General features: G+C 63.7%; 17 protein-coding genes and 1 pseudogene. 7 read left to right on the top strand and 11 right to left on the bottom strand.

Annotated elements, in window-relative coordinates; all coding sequences use genetic code 11:
• Position 1 precedes the first annotated feature (1 nt).
• Positions 2-1,183, bottom strand: a complete 1,182-nt coding sequence (locus tag G473_RS0117560; protein WP_029014182.1) for a M20 aminoacylase family protein — start codon at positions 1,181-1,183, stop codon at positions 2-4.
• Positions 1,184-1,395: 212 nt separating this feature from the next.
• Here G473_RS0117560 and G473_RS0117555 point away from each other — a divergent pair, with 212 nt between their 5' ends.
• Positions 1,396-2,193 (top strand): MipA/OmpV family protein, encoded by a 798-nt coding sequence (locus G473_RS0117555; protein ID WP_029014181.1) that lies wholly within the window; start codon positions 1,396-1,398, stop codon positions 2,191-2,193.
• A 2-nt stretch (positions 2,194-2,195) separates the two neighbouring features.
• Here the strand turns inward: G473_RS0117555 and G473_RS29495 are convergent, their stop codons facing one another.
• The 3 genes from G473_RS29495 to G473_RS27550 are packed head-to-tail and all read right to left on the bottom strand — an operon-like array spanning position 2,196 to position 6,247.
• Complete coding sequence (locus tag G473_RS29495; protein ID WP_051330392.1) at positions 2,196-3,563, bottom strand: divergent polysaccharide deacetylase family protein; 1,368 nt, start codon at positions 3,561-3,563, stop codon at positions 2,196-2,198.
• A gap of 24 nt (positions 3,564-3,587) precedes the next feature.
• Positions 3,588-5,012 carry a S41 family peptidase gene (locus G473_RS0117545; protein WP_029014180.1) on the bottom strand — a complete coding sequence of 475 codons (1,425 nt, stop codon included), beginning with the start codon at positions 5,010-5,012 and terminating at the stop codon, positions 3,588-3,590.
• Between the two features lie 2 nt (positions 5,013-5,014).
• Positions 5,015-6,247, bottom strand: a complete 1,233-nt coding sequence (locus G473_RS27550; protein ID WP_051330391.1) for a murein hydrolase activator EnvC family protein — start codon at positions 6,245-6,247, stop codon at positions 5,015-5,017.
• A gap of 202 nt (positions 6,248-6,449) precedes the next feature.
• On the opposite strand from G473_RS27550, the gene G473_RS29490 reads away from it, so the two are divergent.
• The 3 genes from G473_RS29490 (at position 6,450) to thiE (ending at position 8,738) form a co-directional block, all read left to right on the top strand.
• On the top strand, positions 6,450-6,920 hold the full coding sequence (locus G473_RS29490; protein ID WP_051330390.1) for a hypothetical protein: 471 nt from the start codon (positions 6,450-6,452) through the stop codon (positions 6,918-6,920).
• A 116-nt stretch (positions 6,921-7,036) separates the two neighbouring features.
• Complete coding sequence (locus tag G473_RS0117530; RefSeq protein WP_029014179.1) at positions 7,037-7,966, top strand: class I fructose-bisphosphate aldolase; 930 nt, start codon at positions 7,037-7,039, stop codon at positions 7,964-7,966.
• Between the two features lie 145 nt (positions 7,967-8,111).
• Positions 8,112-8,738, top strand: coding sequence for a thiamine phosphate synthase (gene thiE, locus G473_RS0117525; RefSeq protein WP_029014178.1), 627 nt, complete (start codon positions 8,112-8,114; stop codon positions 8,736-8,738).
• Positions 8,739-8,745: 7 nt separating this feature from the next.
• Here thiE and G473_RS0117520 read toward each other — a convergent pair whose 3' ends face one another.
• The gene (locus G473_RS0117520; protein ID WP_029014177.1) at positions 8,746-9,504 is read right to left on the bottom strand and encodes an SDR family NAD(P)-dependent oxidoreductase; all 759 of its coding nucleotides are present in this window, start codon (positions 9,502-9,504) and stop codon (positions 8,746-8,748) included.
• Positions 9,505-9,603: 99 nt separating this feature from the next.
• On the opposite strand from G473_RS0117520, the gene G473_RS0117515 reads away from it, so the two are divergent.
• Both G473_RS0117515 and gmk read left to right on the top strand, forming a co-directional pair.
• Entirely contained in the window at positions 9,604-10,518 is a 915-nt protein-coding gene (locus G473_RS0117515) for a YicC/YloC family endoribonuclease (protein WP_245580091.1), read from the top strand.
• A 53-nt stretch (positions 10,519-10,571) separates the two neighbouring features.
• Entirely contained in the window at positions 10,572-11,222 is a 651-nt protein-coding gene (gene gmk, locus G473_RS0117510) for a guanylate kinase (RefSeq protein WP_029014175.1), read from the top strand.
• A gap of 18 nt (positions 11,223-11,240) precedes the next feature.
• Here gmk and G473_RS27540 read toward each other — a convergent pair whose 3' ends face one another.
• Complete coding sequence (locus G473_RS27540) at positions 11,241-11,930, bottom strand: GGDEF domain-containing protein (RefSeq protein ID WP_169728483.1); 690 nt, start codon at positions 11,928-11,930, stop codon at positions 11,241-11,243.
• 234 nt (positions 11,931-12,164) lie between these two features.
• Here G473_RS27540 and G473_RS0117500 point away from each other — a divergent pair, with 234 nt between their 5' ends.
• The gene (locus tag G473_RS0117500) at positions 12,165-13,058 is read left to right on the top strand and encodes a cell envelope integrity EipB family protein (protein ID WP_161631004.1); all 894 of its coding nucleotides are present in this window, start codon (positions 12,165-12,167) and stop codon (positions 13,056-13,058) included.
• A gap of 168 nt (positions 13,059-13,226) precedes the next feature.
• Here the strand turns inward: G473_RS0117500 and G473_RS0117495 are convergent, their stop codons facing one another.
• The 5 genes and pseudogenes from G473_RS0117495 to G473_RS30665 all read right to left on the bottom strand — a co-directional run.
• On the bottom strand, positions 13,227-14,933 hold the full coding sequence (locus G473_RS0117495) for a GMC oxidoreductase (RefSeq protein ID WP_029014173.1): 1,707 nt from the start codon (positions 14,931-14,933) through the stop codon (positions 13,227-13,229).
• On the bottom strand, positions 14,930-15,472 hold the full coding sequence (locus tag G473_RS27535) for a gluconate 2-dehydrogenase subunit 3 family protein (RefSeq protein ID WP_051330388.1): 543 nt from the start codon (positions 15,470-15,472) through the stop codon (positions 14,930-14,932). Before G473_RS27535 ends, G473_RS0117495 begins: the two co-directional genes overlap by 4 nt.
• The gene (locus tag G473_RS0117485; protein WP_051330387.1) at positions 15,469-16,737 is read right to left on the bottom strand and encodes a 3-keto-disaccharide hydrolase; all 1,269 of its coding nucleotides are present in this window, start codon (positions 16,735-16,737) and stop codon (positions 15,469-15,471) included. The genes G473_RS27535 and G473_RS0117485 overlap by 4 nt, the downstream gene beginning before the upstream one ends.
• Before the next feature lie 155 nt (positions 16,738-16,892).
• On the bottom strand, positions 16,893-18,509 hold the full coding sequence (locus G473_RS0117480; RefSeq protein ID WP_029014171.1) for a peptide chain release factor 3: 1,617 nt from the start codon (positions 18,507-18,509) through the stop codon (positions 16,893-16,895).
• A gap of 241 nt (positions 18,510-18,750) precedes the next feature.
• A pseudogene (locus G473_RS30665) lies at positions 18,751-19,060 on the bottom strand (tetratricopeptide repeat protein); the annotation flags it as partial.

The raw sequence follows: 19,060 nt of genomic DNA, 5'->3' as shown, positions 1-19,060 counted from the left end.
GTCAGGCGGCCTTGGGCAAGGCCGTCTCTACCAGCGTCGCCCAATAGCTTGTGCCCAGCGGCATGATGTCATCATTGAAATCATATCGGGGATTGTGCAGCAGGCACCCCAGTTCCGATCCGCCCTGACCAACCCAGACATAGCTGCCGGGCCGTTCCTGCAGCATGAACGCGAAATCTTCCGCCCCCATGCTGGGGCCGACATTGTTCAGCACATTATCTTCACCCGCCACCTTGCGGGCCACCTGGGTGGCCAGTTCATGAGGGGCGCCGCCATGGTTCACCGTGGGCGGATAACCGCGCCGGTAATTGATGGTGGCCGTGCTGCCGAACGTGACCGGCACAGTCTCCACGATATGGCGCAGACGCTTCTCCAGCAGCTCCCGCACCTCATGGCTGAGGGCACGAACGGTGCCGCGAAGGATCACTTCCTCCGGAATGACGTTATAGGCACTGCCAGCATGGACCTGAGTGATGGAAATGACGCCGCTTTCAATCGGACTGATATTACGGCTGACGACCGTCTGTGTGGCGGTGATGATATGGGCCGCAATGACGATCGGGTCGATCGTATGATGCGGCAGCGCGGCATGGCCGCCCTTGCCCGCCACCTTGATCTCGAACTGGTCGGCACCGGCCATGATCGGGCCTTCCTTGACCACGATCTGCCCCGGCGGCAGGTCCGGCCAGTTATGCATGCCGAAAACCATGTCGCAGGGGAAGCGGGTGAACAGCCCTTCTTCCACCATGCGGCGGCCGCCACCGGCCCCTTCCTCAGCAGGCTGGAAGATGAAATTCACCGTGCCGGCAAAATTGCGCGTTTCCGCCAGATAGCGGGCGGCGCCCAGCAACATGGTGGTATGGCCGTCATGGCCGCAGCCATGCATCTTGCCCGGCACCTTGCTGGCATGGGCAAAGCTGTTCGCCTCTTCCATGTTCAGGGCGTCCATATCGGCACGCAGGCCGATGGCGCGACCGGTCGGCCCGCCCTCCCCATGCAGCACACCGACAACGCCGGTACCGGCAATGTCGCGATGCACCTCGATGCCGAACTCTTTCAGTTTTCCGGCGACGAATTCGGAAGTCTTGAACTCCTCGAACGCGGTTTCCGGGTTCTCGTGGATGTGCCGGCGCCATTCGGTCATGTCGGCATGAAATTCGGCAATACGGTTAATAATCGGCATCGTCCTTCGCTCCTGTCGCCACTCTCGTTGTCCGCCTCCTCGGTCCAATGGGGCGGGCTTGCGGGCGCGGCTTGCACGTGGGGAACAGCTTATCGGTTAACCCTCTGGTGGAAAAGGGGGCAAAGGCGCCGATCCTTCGACCATAGAAGGAAAACGCCCCATTTCACCATCACAACGCATGTTCAACGCCCAAATCGGGAGAAAGTCGCTTCATGATCAGCTCAAATTACCCGCGTATGTTCGCAGGCGTGGCATTGGGTGTTCTTCTCGCCGTACCGGCAGCAGCACAGCAGCCGGGGTCGGCGCGGGAAGAAAGCCCGTGGTCAGTGCGCCTGGGCGCGGTGGGCGCCTATATGCCCGACTATGAAGGCTCCGATGATTATGAGATGCGGGCTCTTCCCGATATCGACATCGAATATGGCGATCTTTTCTTCCTCCGCCGCGCCACACTGGGCGTCAATCTGGTGAATGCGGATGGTTTCCAGGCGGGTGTCAGCGTCGGATATCACCGTGGCCGGGATGAGAATGATAACAGGGCCTTGCGCGGACTGGGTGATATCAACGCCATGGCGATGGGCAATCTGTTCGCCCAATATAGTCTGGGACCGCTGAACCTGTCCGCCACCCTGTCCAACGATGTGCTGGGGGATGGTCATGACGGGACCATCCTGGCCCTGACCAGCGGCTACCGGTTCGCACCGACAGAACGGATAATGCTGTCCATCGGCCCGTCATTGACCTGGGCCAGCAATAATTACATGCAGACGATGTTCGGTATTTCCGACATCCAGGCCGCCCGGTCGGGCCGCCAGCCCTATCAGGCAAAATCCGGCCTGCGGGATGCGGGATTAACGGCTTTTGGTGCCTATAAGCTGACCGATAACTGGATGATCACCAGTATCGCCCGTTATCACCGCCTGCTGGGCGACGCTGCCGACAGCCCGCTGGTGGCCCGCGACGGCAGCGCCGACCAGTTCATGGTCGGCCTGGGACTGGCCTATGATTTCTGATTTCAGCGGTCAGCCTGGCGGTTGACCACAGCAGTGACCGGGGCCAGCACGATGCCCCGGTCCCGAAGACCCGCCGCCCAAAAAGCAATACGGTCCAGACTGACAGGATTCTGCGCCTCGACATAGCCAACGGCGACGCCATTGGCCTGGGCCAGTTTCTCCAACTGTGCCAGTTGGGCATCAATGCCCGCAGCGGAGGGGACCCGGTCAAGCTGGAGGTCGCCCAGCGCACGCGGCAGGGTCAATTCCCGCGCCACTTCCGCCGTGCGACTGCCCTGGCCCTGCCAAAGGTCCAGGAACAGCAGGCCACGCCGCTGCACCTGCTGCAACACGGCGCGCAGATTATCCCGCTGGGTTAAAAAGGCGCTGCCCGTATCGGTGCGGGGGGCGATGCCGACATAACCGGTGAAGCTGGCCATTACCGTCTCAAGGCGGCGAACATTTTCCTCGTCGCTCTGGCTCAGCAACAGGGTATTGGCACCGGGATCGTTGGCGGGATAGCCCACGGGCTGCATCGGCACCGCCAGCAAAACCTCATGGCCCTTTTCCCGCGCCTCATCAACCAGGGGCTGGGGATCGGCGCTGGTGGGCGTAAAAACGAAGCTGACCGCCCCCGGCAGGCGGGCAATCGCCTCCTGCGTGGCGGTCACAGACTGGCCCATCCCTGTCACCACCAGCGCGATGCGCGGGCGTTTATCATCCTGGGGAAACGCACGGGCGTAATATTGCCAGGAAGTGAGGCCATCTGGTGCCACCTTGGGCACACGCCCCACCCGCAATCTTTCCAGCAGAAGGTCATTGCGCGAAGGGCTGAGGGTGACCGGCATATCCACCGGGTCCAGCGGGGCTTCCGGCGCGGCGGCCTGGGCCGTCTGCCCATCCGCCGGACTTGCCGGCTCAGCCTGATCGGGGCCGGCTGCCGCCACCGGATCGGGGAAGCGGGGGGAGCCGTCGGGCAACAGCACTGGCACCGGATCGCCGGGCAGGCGGGAAGCCTCCAGCCGGGCCGCCGTGTCATGGGTACTCAACGACAACCAGACCAGGGTGCCAGCCCCTGCCAGAACCAGCAGGGATGCGGTGAGAACGGGTGCAGACAGGCGCACCCGCCCTTTCCCTTTCTTCCCGCCGCTTCCCGATGGGAAGGGGTCCGGGCCACGGCCCGGCCGACGCAGCCGGGTCGCCAGTACATCCTGTGCCGGCAACCCGTCATCATCAGTCAGGGTCAGGTCATCATCATCCGGCGCTGCCCCCGCCCGCGACTTTCCCACCCCGAAACGGGCAGCCAGGATGGCGGCGCTGCCACCCTCCCCCTTTGGCTTGGCCTCCGGTGGAGGGGCTGCCTTGTTTTTACGACGGAATGGTAGGGCCACGGTCTTGGGTGCCGGTTCTCAGGATCAGTTGGTCGGTTTGGATGGTGCGAACATGGATACACCGCGCAGCAGGTCAATGGCACGCAGAAGCTGATAATCAACCGGGGCCGCATCCGGCTGCGCGCCATTGGCCTGGGCACCGGCATTGGCTGCCGCCCCATTCGCGGGGGCCGGCGCCTGCACCTGCGGGCGGGCATCATTATTGCCAGGGCCGGGGGCGGCCGGGGGCGTTGTCGGGGTACCGGCCGGGTTGGCCTGGCGCTGCTGCTGCACCGGATCGGTATTGCGCAATGCCTTGGGCAGGTCCGCTTCACGGCGGCGGCCAGCCTGGGCCAGTTCCTCCACCTTGGCGGGCTGCACCTCGATATCCGGGGTGATGCCCAACTGCTGGATCGACTTGCCGGCCGGGGTGTAATAGCGCGCGGTCGTCAGGCGCATGGCGCTCTGATTACCCTGCAACGGGATGATCGTCTGCACCGATCCCTTGCCGAAGCTCTGCGTGCCCAGGATGATGGCGCGCTTATGATCCTGCAGGGCACCGGCCACGATTTCCGACGCGGAGGCCGACCCGCCATTGATCAGCACGACCACCGGCAGGCCGCCCGTGGCATCGCCCGGCTTGGCCGCATAGCGGTCCCCTTCCTTGCCGCCCCGCCCCCGGGTGGAGACGATCTCACGCCCCTTGTCCAGGAACGTGTCGGACACGGAAACCGCCTGATCCAGCAAGCCGCCCGGATTGTTGCGCAGGTCCAGCACATAGCCGATCAGCTTGTCGCCAAGCTGGGTCTTGATGCTGGTGATGGCCTTGTCCAGGCCCGGCTGGGTCTGTTCGTTGAAGCTGGAGATGCGGATATAGCCGACATTATCCTCCACCCGGAAACGGACCGACTGCACCTTGATATTGGCGCGGGTCAGGGTGAGGTTGATCGGCTCCGGCACATTCTCGCGGCGGATGGTGATCTTGATATCGCTGCCCACCGGGCCGCGCATCTTCTCCACCGCCTCGTTCAGGCCCAGCCCCATGATCGATTCATCGTTCAGGTGGGTGATGTAATCCCCGCTCTGCACGCCGGCGCGGGCGGCTGGCGTCTCATCCATGGGGGAGATCACCTTGACGATGCCATTCTCCTGCGTCACCTCGATGCCCAGGCCGCCGAACTCACCGCGCGTCTGCACGCGCATGTCGGCGAAGCTCTTCTTATCCAGATAGCTGGAATGGGGGTCGAGCGAGGTGAGCATGCCGTTGATGGCAGCGGAGATCAGCTCCTCGTCGGAGGTTTCCTCCACATATTCGGACCGGACGCGCTCAAACACATCGGCGAACAGATCAAGCTGCTTGTAGGTCTCCGACTTCAGCGGCTCCCGCGCCATGGCGGCGTGCGGGACGATCGCCGTGGGAGCGAAGGCCAGAAGGGCCGCGATCGCGGCCGAGGAGAAGAGTTTATTCATAATCAACCTTGTCCTTTGCCATCGGAGGCTGCAAGGCCACGCGCGGGGTTGATCGGCTGACCGCCACGCCGCAGCTCGAAATAAAGCGTCGGAGTCCCACTCCCCGACATGACACCCACTGGCTCTCCCCCCAGCACACGCTGCCCGACCTGGGCATCGATACGGCCCAATCCCGAAAGCAAGGAATGATATCCGTTGGCATGTTCCAGGATCAAGAGCAGCCCATACCCTTTAAAAGGCCCGGCGAACATCACCGCGCCATCTGCCGGCGCGACAACGGCGGCACTGGCACGACCGCGATAGGTCAGGCCCCGACTGACAGCGCCGACATCGTCGGTCTGCCCATACCGGATAACGACCTCGCCACCCACAGGTGCCACCATACCCCCTAATTGCGGCGGCGTGGGGGCACGTTTCAACCCGGCGACCTGATCACGGGCACGTTTTTCCCGTGCCGCCTCAGCCGCCGCGCGGCGGGCAGCCTCTTCTTTTTTCTGACGTGCGATGGCGGCCTGGCGTTCCGCCTCCAGCTTTTCCAGCAGGTCTTTAAGGTCGCTGGCGCGGCCGGCCAATGTCGCCACCTGGCGGGTCAGTTGTGCCCGCTCCGCGTCGGTGGTCTTGGACACTTCCTCGCGCCGTGCCACCAGGGCGGCCAGATCCTTCTGACGAACGGCAAGGCTTGCCGCGGCTTTTTCCGTCTTCGTCCGCTGCGCCGCCAGTTTCTCGCGCAGGCTGGACAGGTCTTTCAGCTCCGCGGCCAGGGCATCCGCGCGTTCCTTCAGTTCCGGCACGGCAGCACGCAGCAACAGGGCGCTTTTCAACGTGTCGGCGGGTGGCTGCGGGCTGGCGATCATCGCCTCCGGCGGCAGCCGGGACAGGCGCTGCAAGGCCCCCAGCAAATCCGCCAGGGCAGCGCGGTGAGTCTCGATCCGATCCAGACGTTCCGTCTCGTCGCGGTTCAGCCCCTCAAGCGCCGTTTCCAGCCGGGCCAGTTCGTCCGATTGCTCGCGCTGTTTGGCGGCCGCATCAATGGCGCGGGCACGCAGGTCGGCCAGTTCCTTTTCCAGGGTTTCGGCCTGGGCATCCAGTTCGCTCTTGCGGCTATCAGCACTCTTCAGGTCGCGCTGGACCTCCTGCAATTCCTTTTTCGCCTCTGCCGGCTTGTTCTGCGCACCGGCGCTGCCCGTCAGCGCCGACAGCGACAGCAGGCAAAGGGCAAGGGCGGAACGGCGCATGGGCAACAGGGAACCTCGATATGGAACCAGGGCTTTGGTCCTATCAGACCTTCACGCGGCAAGCCATTGAAAGAAGGGACTGGCAACCACTCTAGGCGCATCGCCGCCCCCGCGTCAGCCGCTTTATCACCCCCGCCCTTGCCTGACAGGCCCGACAGGGCCAAAAGAAGGGCAATCCCGACCAGCCAGAAGCACCCATACAATGCCTGCCTTGCCCCCTGCCCCCGGCACAGCCCCCCTGCCCGATTGGCCTGCCGTCCAGGTGGATGGGCTGGCGGCCGGACGGCTGGTGTTGAAGGTAGCGGCAGGCAGGCCGGTGATTCTGCTGTCCGCACCCGGTATTGCCGGGCTGGCAGGGGCCGGCTGGTGGGCGGAACTGGCGACGGCCTGGCGCGGGGAAGCCGGGCAGGCGCCCTTCCTGCCGCTGCTGGATGTGGTGGATATGCCGGGGCAAGCCCTGGCGGCTCTGCGTGCCGGGGTGTCTGCCATCGCCTTCACCCCCGGCCCCACGACACCGGACGGGGTGCTGGAACGGCTGGCCGGACTGGCGGCGGCCCACGGCGCCTGCCTCTATCCTGTGCCACCGGTGTCCATTCAGCCGTGCTGGACGCGCAACCGTGATGCGGTGTTGCAGCAATGGCTCATGCAACAGCTTGGTTTCCAAGGGTTGTAGTGCCTTTGGACATACTACATCCTCTCCCCCGTGCGTTGCATTCGCCCCTGTCGTGGGCTATCACACCGGCACACTTTTTTGGTCGTCCGACCCACGAACTTTGGCAGGAACCAACCATGAAGCTTACGCGCCGCGTCAAAGAAATCCTTTCCTGGTATGAGAGCGACAATCCCGGCACCAAGGCCAATCTCGCCCGTATCCTGATGGAAGGCCGTCTGGGCGGCACCGGTAAACTGGTGATCCTGCCGGTCGATCAGGGCTTTGAACATGGCCCGGCCCGCAGCTTTGCCATGAACCCGGCCGCCTACGACCCGCACTATCACTACCAGCTCGCCATCGATGCCGGCCTGTCGGCCTATGCCGCGCCGCTGGGTCCGCTGGAAGCCGGTGCCGGCACCTTCGCCGGCTCCATCCCGCTGATCTTGAAGATGAACAGCGCCAACAGCCTGTCCACCTTCAAGGAAAACGCCGATCAGGCCGTGACCGCCAGCGTTGACGATGCCCTGCGCCTTGGCGCGTCCGCCATCGGCTTCACGATCTATCCGGGCTCCGACTCCCAGTTCAACCAGTTCGAGGAAATCCGCGAACTGTCGCGCGAAGCCAAGTCCAAGGGCATCGCCACGGTGATCTGGTCCTATCCGCGCGGCGGCACCATCTCCAAGAAGGGTGAACTGGCCCTGGATGTGGATGCGTATGCAGCCCATATGGCCGCCCTGCTGGGGGCCCATATCATCAAGGTCAAGCTGCCGACCGCTGATCTGGAGCAGGACGAAGCCCGCAAGATCTATGAAAAGCATGACATTCCGCGCGCCACCCAGGCCGAGCGCGTGAAGCACATCATGCAGGCCAGCTTTAATGGCCGCCGCATCGTTGTCTTCTCCGGCGGCGCTGCCAAGGGCGAAGATGCCGTGTATGACGATGCCCGCGCCATCCGCGATGGTGGCGGCAACGGCTCCATCATCGGCCGCAACGCCTTCCAGCGTAGCCGCGAAGATGCGCTGGCCCTGCTGGACAAGCTGGTCAAGATCTACCAGGGCAAGGAATAAGCATTAGCTTTATTCCCCCCAGGCGCCGCGCCGGTCGGCGTGGATAGCAAGGGTCAACAGGTTTGACCCTTGCTATATAGTACCAGTTCGGGGGCCCGGTGCGGTTAGCCGCACCGGGCCTTTGCTTTATCGCCCAGAGAATATCATGACCGATTGCCGCCTTTACCTGATCACCCCGCCCAAGCTGGACCTTGCCAGTTTCAAGCCGCTGCTGGCCGCCACGCTGGATGCCGGCGATGTCGCCTGCGTGCAGTTGCGCCTGAAGGATGTGGGCGATGATGCGGTTAAGCGCGTGATCGACGCGCTGCGGCCCGTCGCGCAGGAACGTGACGTCGCCTTCATCCTGAATGACCGGCCCGATCTGGCCGCCGCCGGCGGCTGTGACGGTGTGCATGTCGGCCAGGACGATACGCCCTATGCCCAGGCCCGCAAGATCATGGGGCGCGATGCCATTGTCGGCGTGACCTGCCATGACAGCCGGCATCTGGCCATGGTGGCGGGGGAAGATGGCGCCGATTACGTTGCCTTCGGCGCTTTTTTTGAGACCGCCACCAAGGAACCCAAGGCAAGGGCCGAGCCGGAAATCCTGTCCTGGTGGCAGGAGATGATGGAAATCCCCTGCGTCGCCATTGGTGGCGTAACCGTGGAAAATTGCCGCGTGCTGGTGGAAGCCGGCGCCGATTTCCTGGCCGTCAGCGGCGGGGTCTGGAACCATAAGGATGGGCCAGCGGCGGCGGTGAAGGCATTCAACGCCGTGATCGCTGGCGCCTGATCCCCCTTTATTTCCGCGGCGCCCTGGCCAGGATCATATCCACCACGCCCGGCGGCAGCACGCCCAGCAGCCAGGATACGGCATAGGTTGGCCAGGGAAAGGCGATGCGACCCCGGTTGCGTTCCAGCCCGGCGCGGATGATCCGCGCCGCCCGATCCGCCGCCATCAGGAATGGCATGGGGAAGCGGTTGACCGCCGTCATGCGGCTGACGACAAATCCGGGACAGATCACCGATACGCCCACCCCGCGCGGCGCCAGATCGCCACGCAAAGCCTCACCATAAATCCGCACCGCCCCTTTCGACCCGCAATAGGCCGCCGCCCCGGCCATGCCCCGGAAACTGGCGAGCGAGGACATCAGCGCGATCTGTCCCCGGCCCCGCTCCACCATGCGGGGGATCAACGGATGGATGCTGTTCAGCACCCCATCCAGATTGGTGGCGAAGATGGCGCGGGCCTGTTCTTCCGTTTCCACCCCACCGCCGGTACCGGCGGAAATGCCGGCATTGGCAATCAGGATATCCACCGGCTGTTCGCCATCCTGCGCCCTGATCCAGGCGGCGATTCCCTCCCGGTCGGTAACGTTTATAATTGTGGTCGCAACCACAGCCCCCTTGGCCCGGCACGCCACGGCGACCGCTTCCAGCCGCACGGCATCACGGCCTGTCAGGGACAGGCGGATGCCGGGGGCGGCATAATCCAGGGCCAGCGCCTCCCCGATGCCGCTGGATGCACCGGTGATCAGAATATGGGTCGGGTTGCGCATCACTCACTCCTCAGGCGCGGGTGTCGAACTTGCCTCGGTTCCGCCAAGGGCGATATAACCCGCGGCAGCATAAAGACATAGAACAGCCAAGGCCCACCCATGAATCAGGCTCGCAAGCAGGGCGCCAAGGGCGCTGTCATCAGCATGACGGGCTTTGCCCGCGCCGAAGCCAGCGCCGACGGCGTGCAATGGGTGGTGGAAGCCCGCAGCGTCAATGGCAAGGGCCGCGACCTGCGCTGCCGCCTGCCGCAGGGGATGGATGGTCTGGAACCCGCCATCCGCAGCGCGGTGGAAACGCGGATCACCCGTGGCAATGTCAATGTCGTCCTCAACCTGCACCGAACGGAAACGACCGGCGCCCTGCGCATCAACCGCGAATTGCTGGATCAGGTGGTAGCCCTGGCGCGGGAAATCAGCGGGCCGGACGCCCCGCCGCCCTCCATCGACACGCTGCTCTCCGTGCGCGGCGTGATCGACAGTGCTGAAACGCAGGAAACCGAGGAACAGCGAGAGGTTCTGGAAAAGGCCATCGCGGCCACCGTTGCCCTGGCGATCGACAAGCTGGTCGCCGCCCGCACCGGTGAAGGGGCGCATCTGGCCATCGTGCTGGGCACCCATCTGGACGAGATTGAGCGGCTGACCGATGCCGCCGCCGCCACAGCCTGCCTGCAGCCCGAGGCCCTGCGCGCCCGCCTGCGCCAGCTTGTCACCGCCCTGCTGGAACAGGTGCCCGCGCTTTCGGAGGATCGGCTGGCCCAGGAAGCGGCCCTGCTGATCACCAAGGCTGATATCCGCGAGGAACTGGACCGGCTGCACGCCCATATTGCCCAGGCCCGCGCCATGCTGGCCGATGGCGGCGCCATTGGCCGCCGGCTGGATTTCCTGTGCCAGGAATTCAACCGGGAGGCCAATACCCTCTGTTCCAAATCCGCCGATGTGGAACTGACCCGGATCGGCATGAACCTGAAAGCTGTGATCGAACAATTCCGCGAACAGGTTCAGAATATCGAATAAGCGGGCGAACCGCCCTTCCCTTCCTTTTTCAGCAAACCAGAGCCACCATCATCATGTCCGACACGTCCGCGTCCCGTCATATCCACCGCCGGGGCCTTCTGCTGGTCCTCTCCTCCCCCTCCGGTGCGGGCAAGTCCACAATCTCCAAACGCATGCTGGCGCTGGATGCCAATCTCTCCATGTCGGTATCCGTCACCACCCGCGCGATGCGGCCGGGTGAGGTGGACGGTAAGGATTACCATTTCATCGACAAGGCGGAATTCGAAGCCCGTGTCACCCGGCGGGAGTTGCTGGAGCATGCCCAGGTATTCGGCAATTATTACGGCACCCCGCGCGGTCCCGTGGAAGAGAGCCTGCGTGCCGGTCGCGATGTGCTGTTCGATATCGACTGGCAGGGCACGCAGCAACTGGCAGAATCGGCCGCTGATGATCTGGTCCGCATCTTCATCCTGCCGCCCAGCGCGTCCGAACTGGAACGCCGCCTGACCACCCGCGCCCAGGACAGTGCGGAAGTGATCGCCCAGCGCATGTCCAAGGCCAATGACGAGATGAGCCATTGGTCGGAATATGATTATGTCATCGTCAATGAGGACGTGGAGACCTCGGTCGCCGCCGTCCAGTCCATCCTGCTGGCTGAACGGCTGAAGCGGCGCCGTCAGGTGGGCATGTCCGATTTTGTTCGGTCTCTGCAGGTCGGCAAGTAAGGGCCTGGCCGCCCGCTCTCAACGGGCGGCCTTGGCTTCCTTTTTCATCTCATACATGGCGGCATCGGCCCGGCGGATCACCTCATCCTCCCGGTCGCCGCCCGTGAAGGGCTGGGCGCCGAAGCTGGCACGCAGCGGCAATTGCTCCATCATCCAGGGGCAGGACAGGGCGTGGAACTGCTCTGCCAGGGCCGCGGCGCGCATCTGCCCCTGTTCCGGCGTGACATGGGTCAGCAGCACGGCAAATTCGTCTCCCCCCAGGCGGGCCACAACATCCTGCGCGCGCACATTATCGGACAGGGCGCGGGCGACATGGCGCAGATACATGTCGCCACATTGATGCCCATGGGTGTCATTGATCATCTTGAACCCGTTAAGGTCCACCATCACCAGCAAACCGCCATGACCACGCCGGGCGGCGGCGGCCAGTTCCCGACGGAAGGCCTGGATGAAACCGCGCCGGTTCATCAAACCGGTCAACTCATCCGTCATGGTCAGGGTTTCCAGATGGTCGATCCGGTTGCGCTGTGAGGCAATGGTTGCCTCCGCCTCCCGCAGGCGCTGACGCAGAGCCTCAAGCGCGGGGTCCAGATCATCATCCTGTACCGGCGAAACCGGCAGTGTCAGGGACCGGGGGGCCGGAAACGGCAAGCCGCTGCCCATGGTCGCAACCAGCGGGGAAGGCAGGGGGATGTCGAAGGGGCGCATGATCCGGCTCCGGAAAACGAATGGTCACGCTTTGGTTGAAGCAATGGCCGTGCCAATCCCAATTTTTTTGTTTCACAATGGGTTAGCTGGTTGAAACCGGCACCCAACCCGACCCGCGGCAGGTTTTGCCGACCATGCTTGCCCCCTTCCGGCAGAACATGCCGAAGGATCGTGTGGCCAAGCCCGTGAATGTCCATTGCGGCCCCCGCCCGCCGGGCGCAAGATGCCCCCGTCATGAACGCTACCGGGCTGACATTGAACGTGACTGTCCATTCCCCCGCCTTATCGGCCACCTCCTCTTCCCGCCCCTTGCCCCGTAAAAGGTCTGCCATCACCGTGCTGACGGCGCTGGCCTGTCTGTCGGGCGTGTCGGTCACGCCCATGGCCGCCGCGCGCAGCGTGGCCCTGGCGCCGCACAAGGCGACATACAAGCTGAGCCTGGACCATGCCCGGCTGCAAAGCGGCGTGTCCGACGTGACCGGGAAGATGAGCTTCGCCTGGAACGATGCCTGCGATGGCTGGACCATCGACCAGCGCTTCCAGGTCAAGTTCGTCTATACCGAGGGCGAGGAGATGGACCTCGTCACCAATTACGCAACCTGGGAGGCCAAGGACGGCACCTCCTACCGGTTCAGCGTCCGCAAGCTGGTGAATGGCAACCCGGACGAGGAATTGAGCGGTGGCGCCACCCTGGATGGGAACAAGGGCGGCACGGCTTATTACGACAAGCCGGAAGCGCGGGAACTGGAATTGAAGCCCGGCACCATGTTCCCATCGGCCCACACAATGCGCATCCTGTCGCAGGTGGGCAGCGGCGATAACCTGTTTTCCGTCCCCCTTTTTGATGGGTCGGAAGCCGAGGGTCCCAGCCCGGTCAACACAGTCCTGGGCAAGATGCGCACCCCGCCGGCCCTGAAGGTGAAGGATGGCGACCTGTTGAAGGCGAAAGCCTGGCAGGTGTCACTGGCCTTCTTCCCCGCCAATCCGAACGAGGCTTTGCCCGATTACGAGACCAGCATGGAATTGCTGGAAAATGGGGTCGTCCGTTCCATGCTGGTCGATTACGGCGATTTCCGCGTAAAGATGGAACTGGAGAGCCTGGAAAAGGCACCCAAGCCGCCCTGCTGAGGTGGCTTAGCAGGGTGTGGAAAAAGGCTTTTGCGTCGCGAGGGCGGGGAATTTTCGGCAAGATTAGGAAAGGCCGAAGCAAGATACTGGTGGTATCTTGCAAGGGCTTGACGCGAGATTGCCAAAAATAACCCGACCGCAGCAGCAAAATGGTTTTTCCGCACCCTGTTAGATCACCCCTTCCCGCATCAGCCCGGCGGCATGGTCGGCGGCCCGTGCCGTCAGTGCCATATAGGTCAGGGACGGATTCTGCGTCCCGCTGGACGCCATGCAGGCGCCATCGGTGATAAACAGGTTGGGCACGTCATGGGCCTGGTTCCAGCCATTCAGGACGGAGCTGGACGGGTCGTGCCCCATCCGTGCCGTCCCCATCTCATGCGTTTTCGCGCCGACGGGAAGGTCATAGCGGGCACCGCCGCGGACATCGGCGCAACCGCCAGCCGCCAGCAAAGCCTGTGCTTCCCCTTGGGCGAAAGCGATCATCCGCCGCTCATTCTCATGCAGATGGCAATCGAGATGGATCAGCGGCATGCCCCAGCGATCCTTCTCCGTCGGGTGCAGGGTCAGCCGGTTGTCGGCATAGGGCAGCATCTCCCCGAACAGGTCGATACGGAACCGCCAGGGGCCGAAGGTCTGCGCCGCTGCCTTGGCACCGGCCCCGATGCCGGGGTGCCGCCCGGCCCCTTCCAGCGGGCGCTGTCGCGCTGCCGCCCCCTGGAAGCCGAAGCCACGGACAAACCCCTCTGCCGCATGGCCCTTCGGATCATGCGGGATATAGATATTGTTCGGGCGACGGCCGAATTCATAGCGGTCCATGAGGCCCGGCACCGTGCCTTCTGCCCAGACGCCCCCGACATGGTCCATGACATGGCGCCCCACCGCATCGCTGCGGTTGGCAAGCCCGGTGGGAAAGGCGGCGGATGGTGAGTTCAGCAGGATTTGGGCCGAGGCCAGGGCCGACGCGCAGAGAAAGACCATGCGCCCCTGATATGTGGCCGTCTCCATCGTCCCGCTATGGATGGTGCGCACGCCCGTGACCCGGCCCCGGGCTGGATCATGGATCAGGCTATGGGCGATCTGGTCGGTGAGGATGGTCAGGTTGCCCGTCCGCTCCGCTGCGGGCAATGTGGCTGACAGGCTGGAGAAATAGGCCCCAAAGGAACAGCCCCGGCTGCAATGGGACCGCGCCTGACAGGGGCCGCGCCCCAGCGCCATCTGTTCTTCTGTCGGTGCGGTCAGATTGGCGGTGCGCCCGATGATCATCGGGCGGTCGGGGCGGGTCCGGCGCAGATTGTCCGCCACGAACCGCTCAGCACAGGACATTTCCCAAGGTGGCTGAAAAACGCCATCTGGTAACTGCGCCAGCCCGTCCGGATTGCCGGAAATACCGGCGAACCGCTCGACATGATCATACCAGGGGGCGAGATCGGCATAGCGGATCGGCCAGTCGACCCCATGCCCGTCCTGCTTATTGGCGCTGAAATCCGTGTCCGACCAGCGATAGGATTGGCGCCACCAGGTGAGCGACCGCCCGCCAAGCTGATAACCCCGCGTCCACATGAAGGGCCGATCGGGCGGATAGGAATAGGGATAGGTCTTGGTATCAGCGAAGAATTGCAGATGCTGCATCCGGTAGATCCAGTCACCCTTGTCCTTCAGATATTGCCAGCCTTCCACCGCATAGGATTCCGGCACCAGATTGCGATACTCGATCTCCCACGGTGCCTGGAAATCCGTGTATTCCGGCCCGCCATGATCCACCTTGCGGCCCCGTTCGATGATCAGGACCTTCAGGCCGCGCTCACATAATTCCTTGGCCGCCCAGCCGCCGGTGATGCCGGAGCCGATGATGATGGCATCGAATTGCCCGTTCATTCCCGCCGCTCCGCTACCAGATGCCGATACTCTGCCAGGGACAGGTCGCCATGATAGGCGCCAGGGATGCGGACATAATCCGGGTCCGCCCCTGCGGCCGTGAAATAGGCGTAGAAGATCAATTGCTTCAGCCGACGATAATCCGGATCGTCACCGGCGAAGGCCTGCGCATCCCGGCGTGCCAGCCAGTCAGCCTGCGCCTCCGGGCTCAGGGCGGTAAAACCCACCTTGTCCATGGCTGCCAGGACGGCGCGGAATTGCACCTGCGTCGCCGGGGCGGCCCAATCCACCATCAGCCCGTCAACAACGCCATGGACATTCACCTCCCCTGCGCTGGGCGTGTCCGTCGCGGGGATCATGATTGTCGCCACGGCGGCCAGCAGCGCCATCTCTCCCGCCGTGAAGAAGCGACCCGCGACACCGGGGGGAACGACCGTCCCCTCATAGGCGCCGGCAGGCAGCGTGTGCAGGGCGACCATCCCACCCACCAAGCGGATGGCGGCCCATAAGGCCTGCCGCCTGTCCATTCCTGCCGTCATAGCGGGCGGATCCGCAGCGACCGGAACCGGATGGTCCCGGTGCGGTTGCCCAGGCTGATCCGGCCTTTGGCAGGGATATTGGAATCATCGCGCTGGTAATCCACCAGCTTTGACCCGTTCAACCAATGCTGGATGCGGTCCTTCCGAACCATGATCTGCACCCGGTTCCACAGGCCGGCAGGCTTGACCGACGGTTTGTCAGGATTGGGGTCGGTCAGGTTGCTGGCAACGACGCGGGAGACGAGGGTGCCGGTAGCCTCACGCCCCTGACCTGCCGGCCCCTGGGCCAGACGGTAGCGGGCATTGTCCAGATAACCGATATGGCCCTCTGCCCCCTCCTCCATCTGCACATCCAGTTCCAGGTCGAATTCGCTGAAACTATCCGCCGTCATCGGGGCGGCGGTGGCATTGCGGGCGACGATGCACCCCTCCTCCACCGACCAGCCGGGCATGTTCAGCATCAGCCAGCCCTGCCGGTTCGGCTCCCAGAGCAGCCGCCAGCCCAGGGCGCGGCGCTCCGCCGTCAGATGGTTGGCGATGTAATCCTGCTCATCGCTGGCATCGATGGGTGCGGCATGGCGGGCCAGATCGTCGGTCAGGATACGCATGTCCCGGAACCGCACCTCCAGCCCGGCATTGGCCGGATCGGGGCCGACATCATGGACCTGCAGGCCAAAGAAGCCGCGCAGCGTCAGATCATCGACCAGATTGGCCGCCGGCAACCCGTTCAACCAGGTACGGATACGGGGGCCGATCGCCTCCACCCGCAGCCGGTTCCAGTCGCTGGCGCGGAAGCTCTCCATGGTCTCTGGCCGGTGGGCCGGGCTGGCCAGCCACAGCCGGCGCTGTTCATCATAAAGCCCACCGCTCCAGCGGCGGGCCGAGGGATCGACCTCCACCTGATAGCCATGCACCACCCCGTCGCGATAATCGGGCCGGCTCAGCGCGCGGATCATCATCCCGGTATTCAGCTTGGGATCGGTCTTCACCTCAAATTCCAGGATAAAATCGCCGAACAATGCTTCGCTGCATAGAAAGCTGTTCGGTGATTTCTCGACTGAGCGGCCAATGATCTCGCCATTTTCCAGGCGAAAACCGGCGCGTCCACCCAGCACCCGCCAGCCGGGGATGGAACCGTCGGCAGCAGGGCGCGGCGGCAGCAGGCTGCGCCAGGGCACATTGTTGGTAGCACTGGCCGGCAAAGGCATGGCAGCCGCACCGGCCATCAAGGCCAGTGCCGCACGACGTGAGACGGCAAGCGCCATCCGCATCCTCCCCTGTTCGATCCTCCCGGCTTTTTGGGTTGCCGGAATTTCTGACAACATTGTCATGAAGGAAACATCGGTGCCAATAAAAAGCGCCGCACAACCAGATGGTCATACGGCGCTTTTTGCGAAAGGAAGCAGGAGGGACAGGCGCGTCAGGCGGCAGCCGTGGTCACGCCCTTGTTCTGCTCGCGCGTCTTCAACAGGCGGATTTCGGGGAAATCCTCCTGCGCGCGGTTCAACTGCCAGCCATTGCGGGCCAGATAGACCAGGGCGCCATCATGGTCTTCGGCCATGTCGGCACGACGGCTGTCAATGAAGGCTTTCAGCTTGATCGGATCATCGCATTCCACCCAGCGGGCGGCATCATAGCCCGCCGTCTCAAACCGGGCCTTCATGCCATATTCGGCCTCGATGCGGGCAGCCAGCACCTCAAACTGAAGCTGGCCGACAACGCCCACCACCCAGTCGGCACCGACCACGGGCTTGAATACCTGGGAAGCGCCCTCTTCGGCGAAATGCTCCAGCGCCTTGCGCAGATGCTTCACCTTCATCGGGTCGTCCAGGCGGACGCGCTGCAACAGTTCAGGCGCGAAGCTGGGCACGCCGGTGAAGCGCAGATCCTCGCCTTCGGTCAGCGTGTCACCGATGCGCAGCGTGCCATGGTTGGGGATACCGATAATATCGCCTGGCCACGCATCTTCCGCCAGTTCCCGGTCACGCGCCAGGAACAGTACGGCATTATTGACCGCCAGCAGCTTGCCCGAGCGCATATGCTTCAGCTTGGTGCCGCGCTTGAAATGGCCGGAGCAGAGGCGGAAAAAGGCGATACGGTCGCGATGATTAGGGTCCATATTGGCCTGGACCTTGAACACGAAGCCCGTAACCTTGCCTTCATCCGGCTCCACTGCACGGCCATCGGCCTTCTGCGGACGCGGCGGCGGGGCATATTCGGCCAGCCCCAGCAGCAATTCACGCACGCCGAAATTATTGATGGCGGACCCGAAGAATACCGGCGTCTGGTGGCCTTCGCGGTAGGTTTCCATGTTGAAGGGCGGGCAAAGCTCCCGCACCATCGCCACATCTTCGCGCAGCTTGGCCGCCTGATCGGCGGGGATCAGTTCGTCGATCTTGGGATCGTCAATACCGTGGCATTCAATGCCGTCGGTGGCCACATCACCCGACCGGCGGTCCATCAGGATCAGCCGGTCGCGGATCAGATCATAGCAACCCCGGAAATCGGAGCCGGAGCCGATGGGCCAGGAGGCCGGTGTGACCTCAAGTTGCAGGTCGCGCTCCACCTCATCCATCAGCTCAAACGGGTCGCGCGCCTCGCGGTCCATCTTGTTGACGAAGGTAATGATCGGCACGTCGCGCATGCGGCACACTTCAAACAGCTTGCGCGTCTGTGCCTCGATACCCTTGGCGGCGTCGATCACCATGACGGCGCTGTCCACGGCGGTCAGCGTGCGATAGGTATCTTCGGAGAAATCCTCGTGGCCCGGCGTGTCCACCAGGTTGAAGGTACGCCCGGCATAATCAAAATTCATCACCGATGCGGTGACGGAGATGCCGCGCTCCCGCTCCACCTTCATCCAGTCCGACCGGGCGCGCCGCTGCTCGCCACGGGCCTTTACCGCACCCGCCATCTGGATAGCGCCACCGAACAGCAGCAGCTTTTCCGTCAACGTCGTCTTACCCGCGTCGGGGTGCGCGATGATGGCAAAGGTGCGCCGCTTGGCGACTTCTTCTTCAAGGATATTGGCGGGCATGGGAACACTTCTGACGGCTGAGCACGGATCAAGCCGCTTGAATAGCCGATTTGCGACCATCGCAGGGGGGAAAGTTTTGCAGGGGGCCTGTGAAGGGGCGCGGATGCCGCCGCCCGGCCCCTGAGGGGGGATACAACACCAACTCACCCTGACATTGACACGGGGCCAACAAAGCGGCCACACAACGCACCCCAAAATTTCCAATCCCGGCAACATCTTCCGGTCATGATGGGCCGCTACCTCACCCCGCCCGTAGCTCCTGAATGGCCGCCAGCACATACTCAACCACGCTTGCTACATTGGACGCGCGGGCAAAACCCTCCGCCTCCGCAAGTGCTGCATCCCGCCCTGCCTTTTCCTGCGGCCCTGACAGGCAGCGTGCCAGATCGGCCAGTGAGTAGGCGAGGCCCATTGGATCCTGTTCAATCCGATACAGGGCGATGGCCTGACGATAATACCCCCGCGCCGCATCAACCTGCCCAAGCAGACTTTCCAGATCACCAAGGCTCTGAAGCGTATTCGCCTCGCCAAGCCCGGACTGCTCCTGCCGA

This window comes from Niveispirillum irakense DSM 11586, assembly GCF_000429645.1.
GTDB lineage: Bacteria > Pseudomonadota > Alphaproteobacteria > Azospirillales > Azospirillaceae > Niveispirillum > Niveispirillum irakense.
This window is presented reverse-complemented; position numbering and strand designations above follow the sequence as displayed.

Excerpts from the sequence above, each read along its gene's own strand:
- G473_RS0117560 (WP_029014182.1), bottom strand. The coding sequence starts at position 1,183 with ATGCCGATTATTAACCGTATTGCCGAATTTCATGCCGACATGACCGAA.
- G473_RS0117555 (WP_029014181.1), top strand. The coding sequence starts at position 1,396 with ATGATCAGCTCAAATTACCCGCGTATGTTCGCAGGCGTGGCATTGGGT.
- G473_RS0117545 (WP_029014180.1), bottom strand. The coding sequence starts at position 5,012 with ATGAATAAACTCTTCTCCTCGGCCGCGATCGCGGCCCTTCTGGCCTTC.
- G473_RS27550 (WP_051330391.1), bottom strand. The coding sequence starts at position 6,247 with ATGCGCCGTTCCGCCCTTGCCCTTTGCCTGCTGTCGCTGTCGGCGCTG.
- G473_RS29490 (WP_051330390.1), top strand. The coding sequence starts at position 6,450 with ATGCCTGCCTTGCCCCCTGCCCCCGGCACAGCCCCCCTGCCCGATTGG.
- G473_RS0117530 (WP_029014179.1), top strand. The coding sequence starts at position 7,037 with ATGAAGCTTACGCGCCGCGTCAAAGAAATCCTTTCCTGGTATGAGAGC.
- thiE (WP_029014178.1), top strand. The coding sequence starts at position 8,112 with ATGACCGATTGCCGCCTTTACCTGATCACCCCGCCCAAGCTGGACCTT.
- G473_RS0117520 (WP_029014177.1), bottom strand. The coding sequence starts at position 9,504 with ATGCGCAACCCGACCCATATTCTGATCACCGGTGCATCCAGCGGCATC.
- G473_RS0117515 (WP_245580091.1), top strand. The coding sequence starts at position 9,604 with ATGAATCAGGCTCGCAAGCAGGGCGCCAAGGGCGCTGTCATCAGCATG.
- gmk (WP_029014175.1), top strand. The coding sequence starts at position 10,572 with ATGTCCGACACGTCCGCGTCCCGTCATATCCACCGCCGGGGCCTTCTG.
- G473_RS27540 (WP_169728483.1), bottom strand. The coding sequence starts at position 11,930 with ATGCGCCCCTTCGACATCCCCCTGCCTTCCCCGCTGGTTGCGACCATG.
- G473_RS0117500 (WP_161631004.1), top strand. The coding sequence starts at position 12,165 with ATGAACGCTACCGGGCTGACATTGAACGTGACTGTCCATTCCCCCGCC.
- G473_RS0117495 (WP_029014173.1), bottom strand. The coding sequence starts at position 14,933 with ATGAACGGGCAATTCGATGCCATCATCATCGGCTCCGGCATCACCGGC.
- G473_RS27535 (WP_051330388.1), bottom strand. The coding sequence starts at position 15,472 with ATGACGGCAGGAATGGACAGGCGGCAGGCCTTATGGGCCGCCATCCGC.
- G473_RS0117485 (WP_051330387.1), bottom strand. The coding sequence starts at position 16,737 with ATGGCGCTTGCCGTCTCACGTCGTGCGGCACTGGCCTTGATGGCCGGT.
- G473_RS0117480 (WP_029014171.1), bottom strand. The coding sequence starts at position 18,509 with ATGCCCGCCAATATCCTTGAAGAAGAAGTCGCCAAGCGGCGCACCTTT.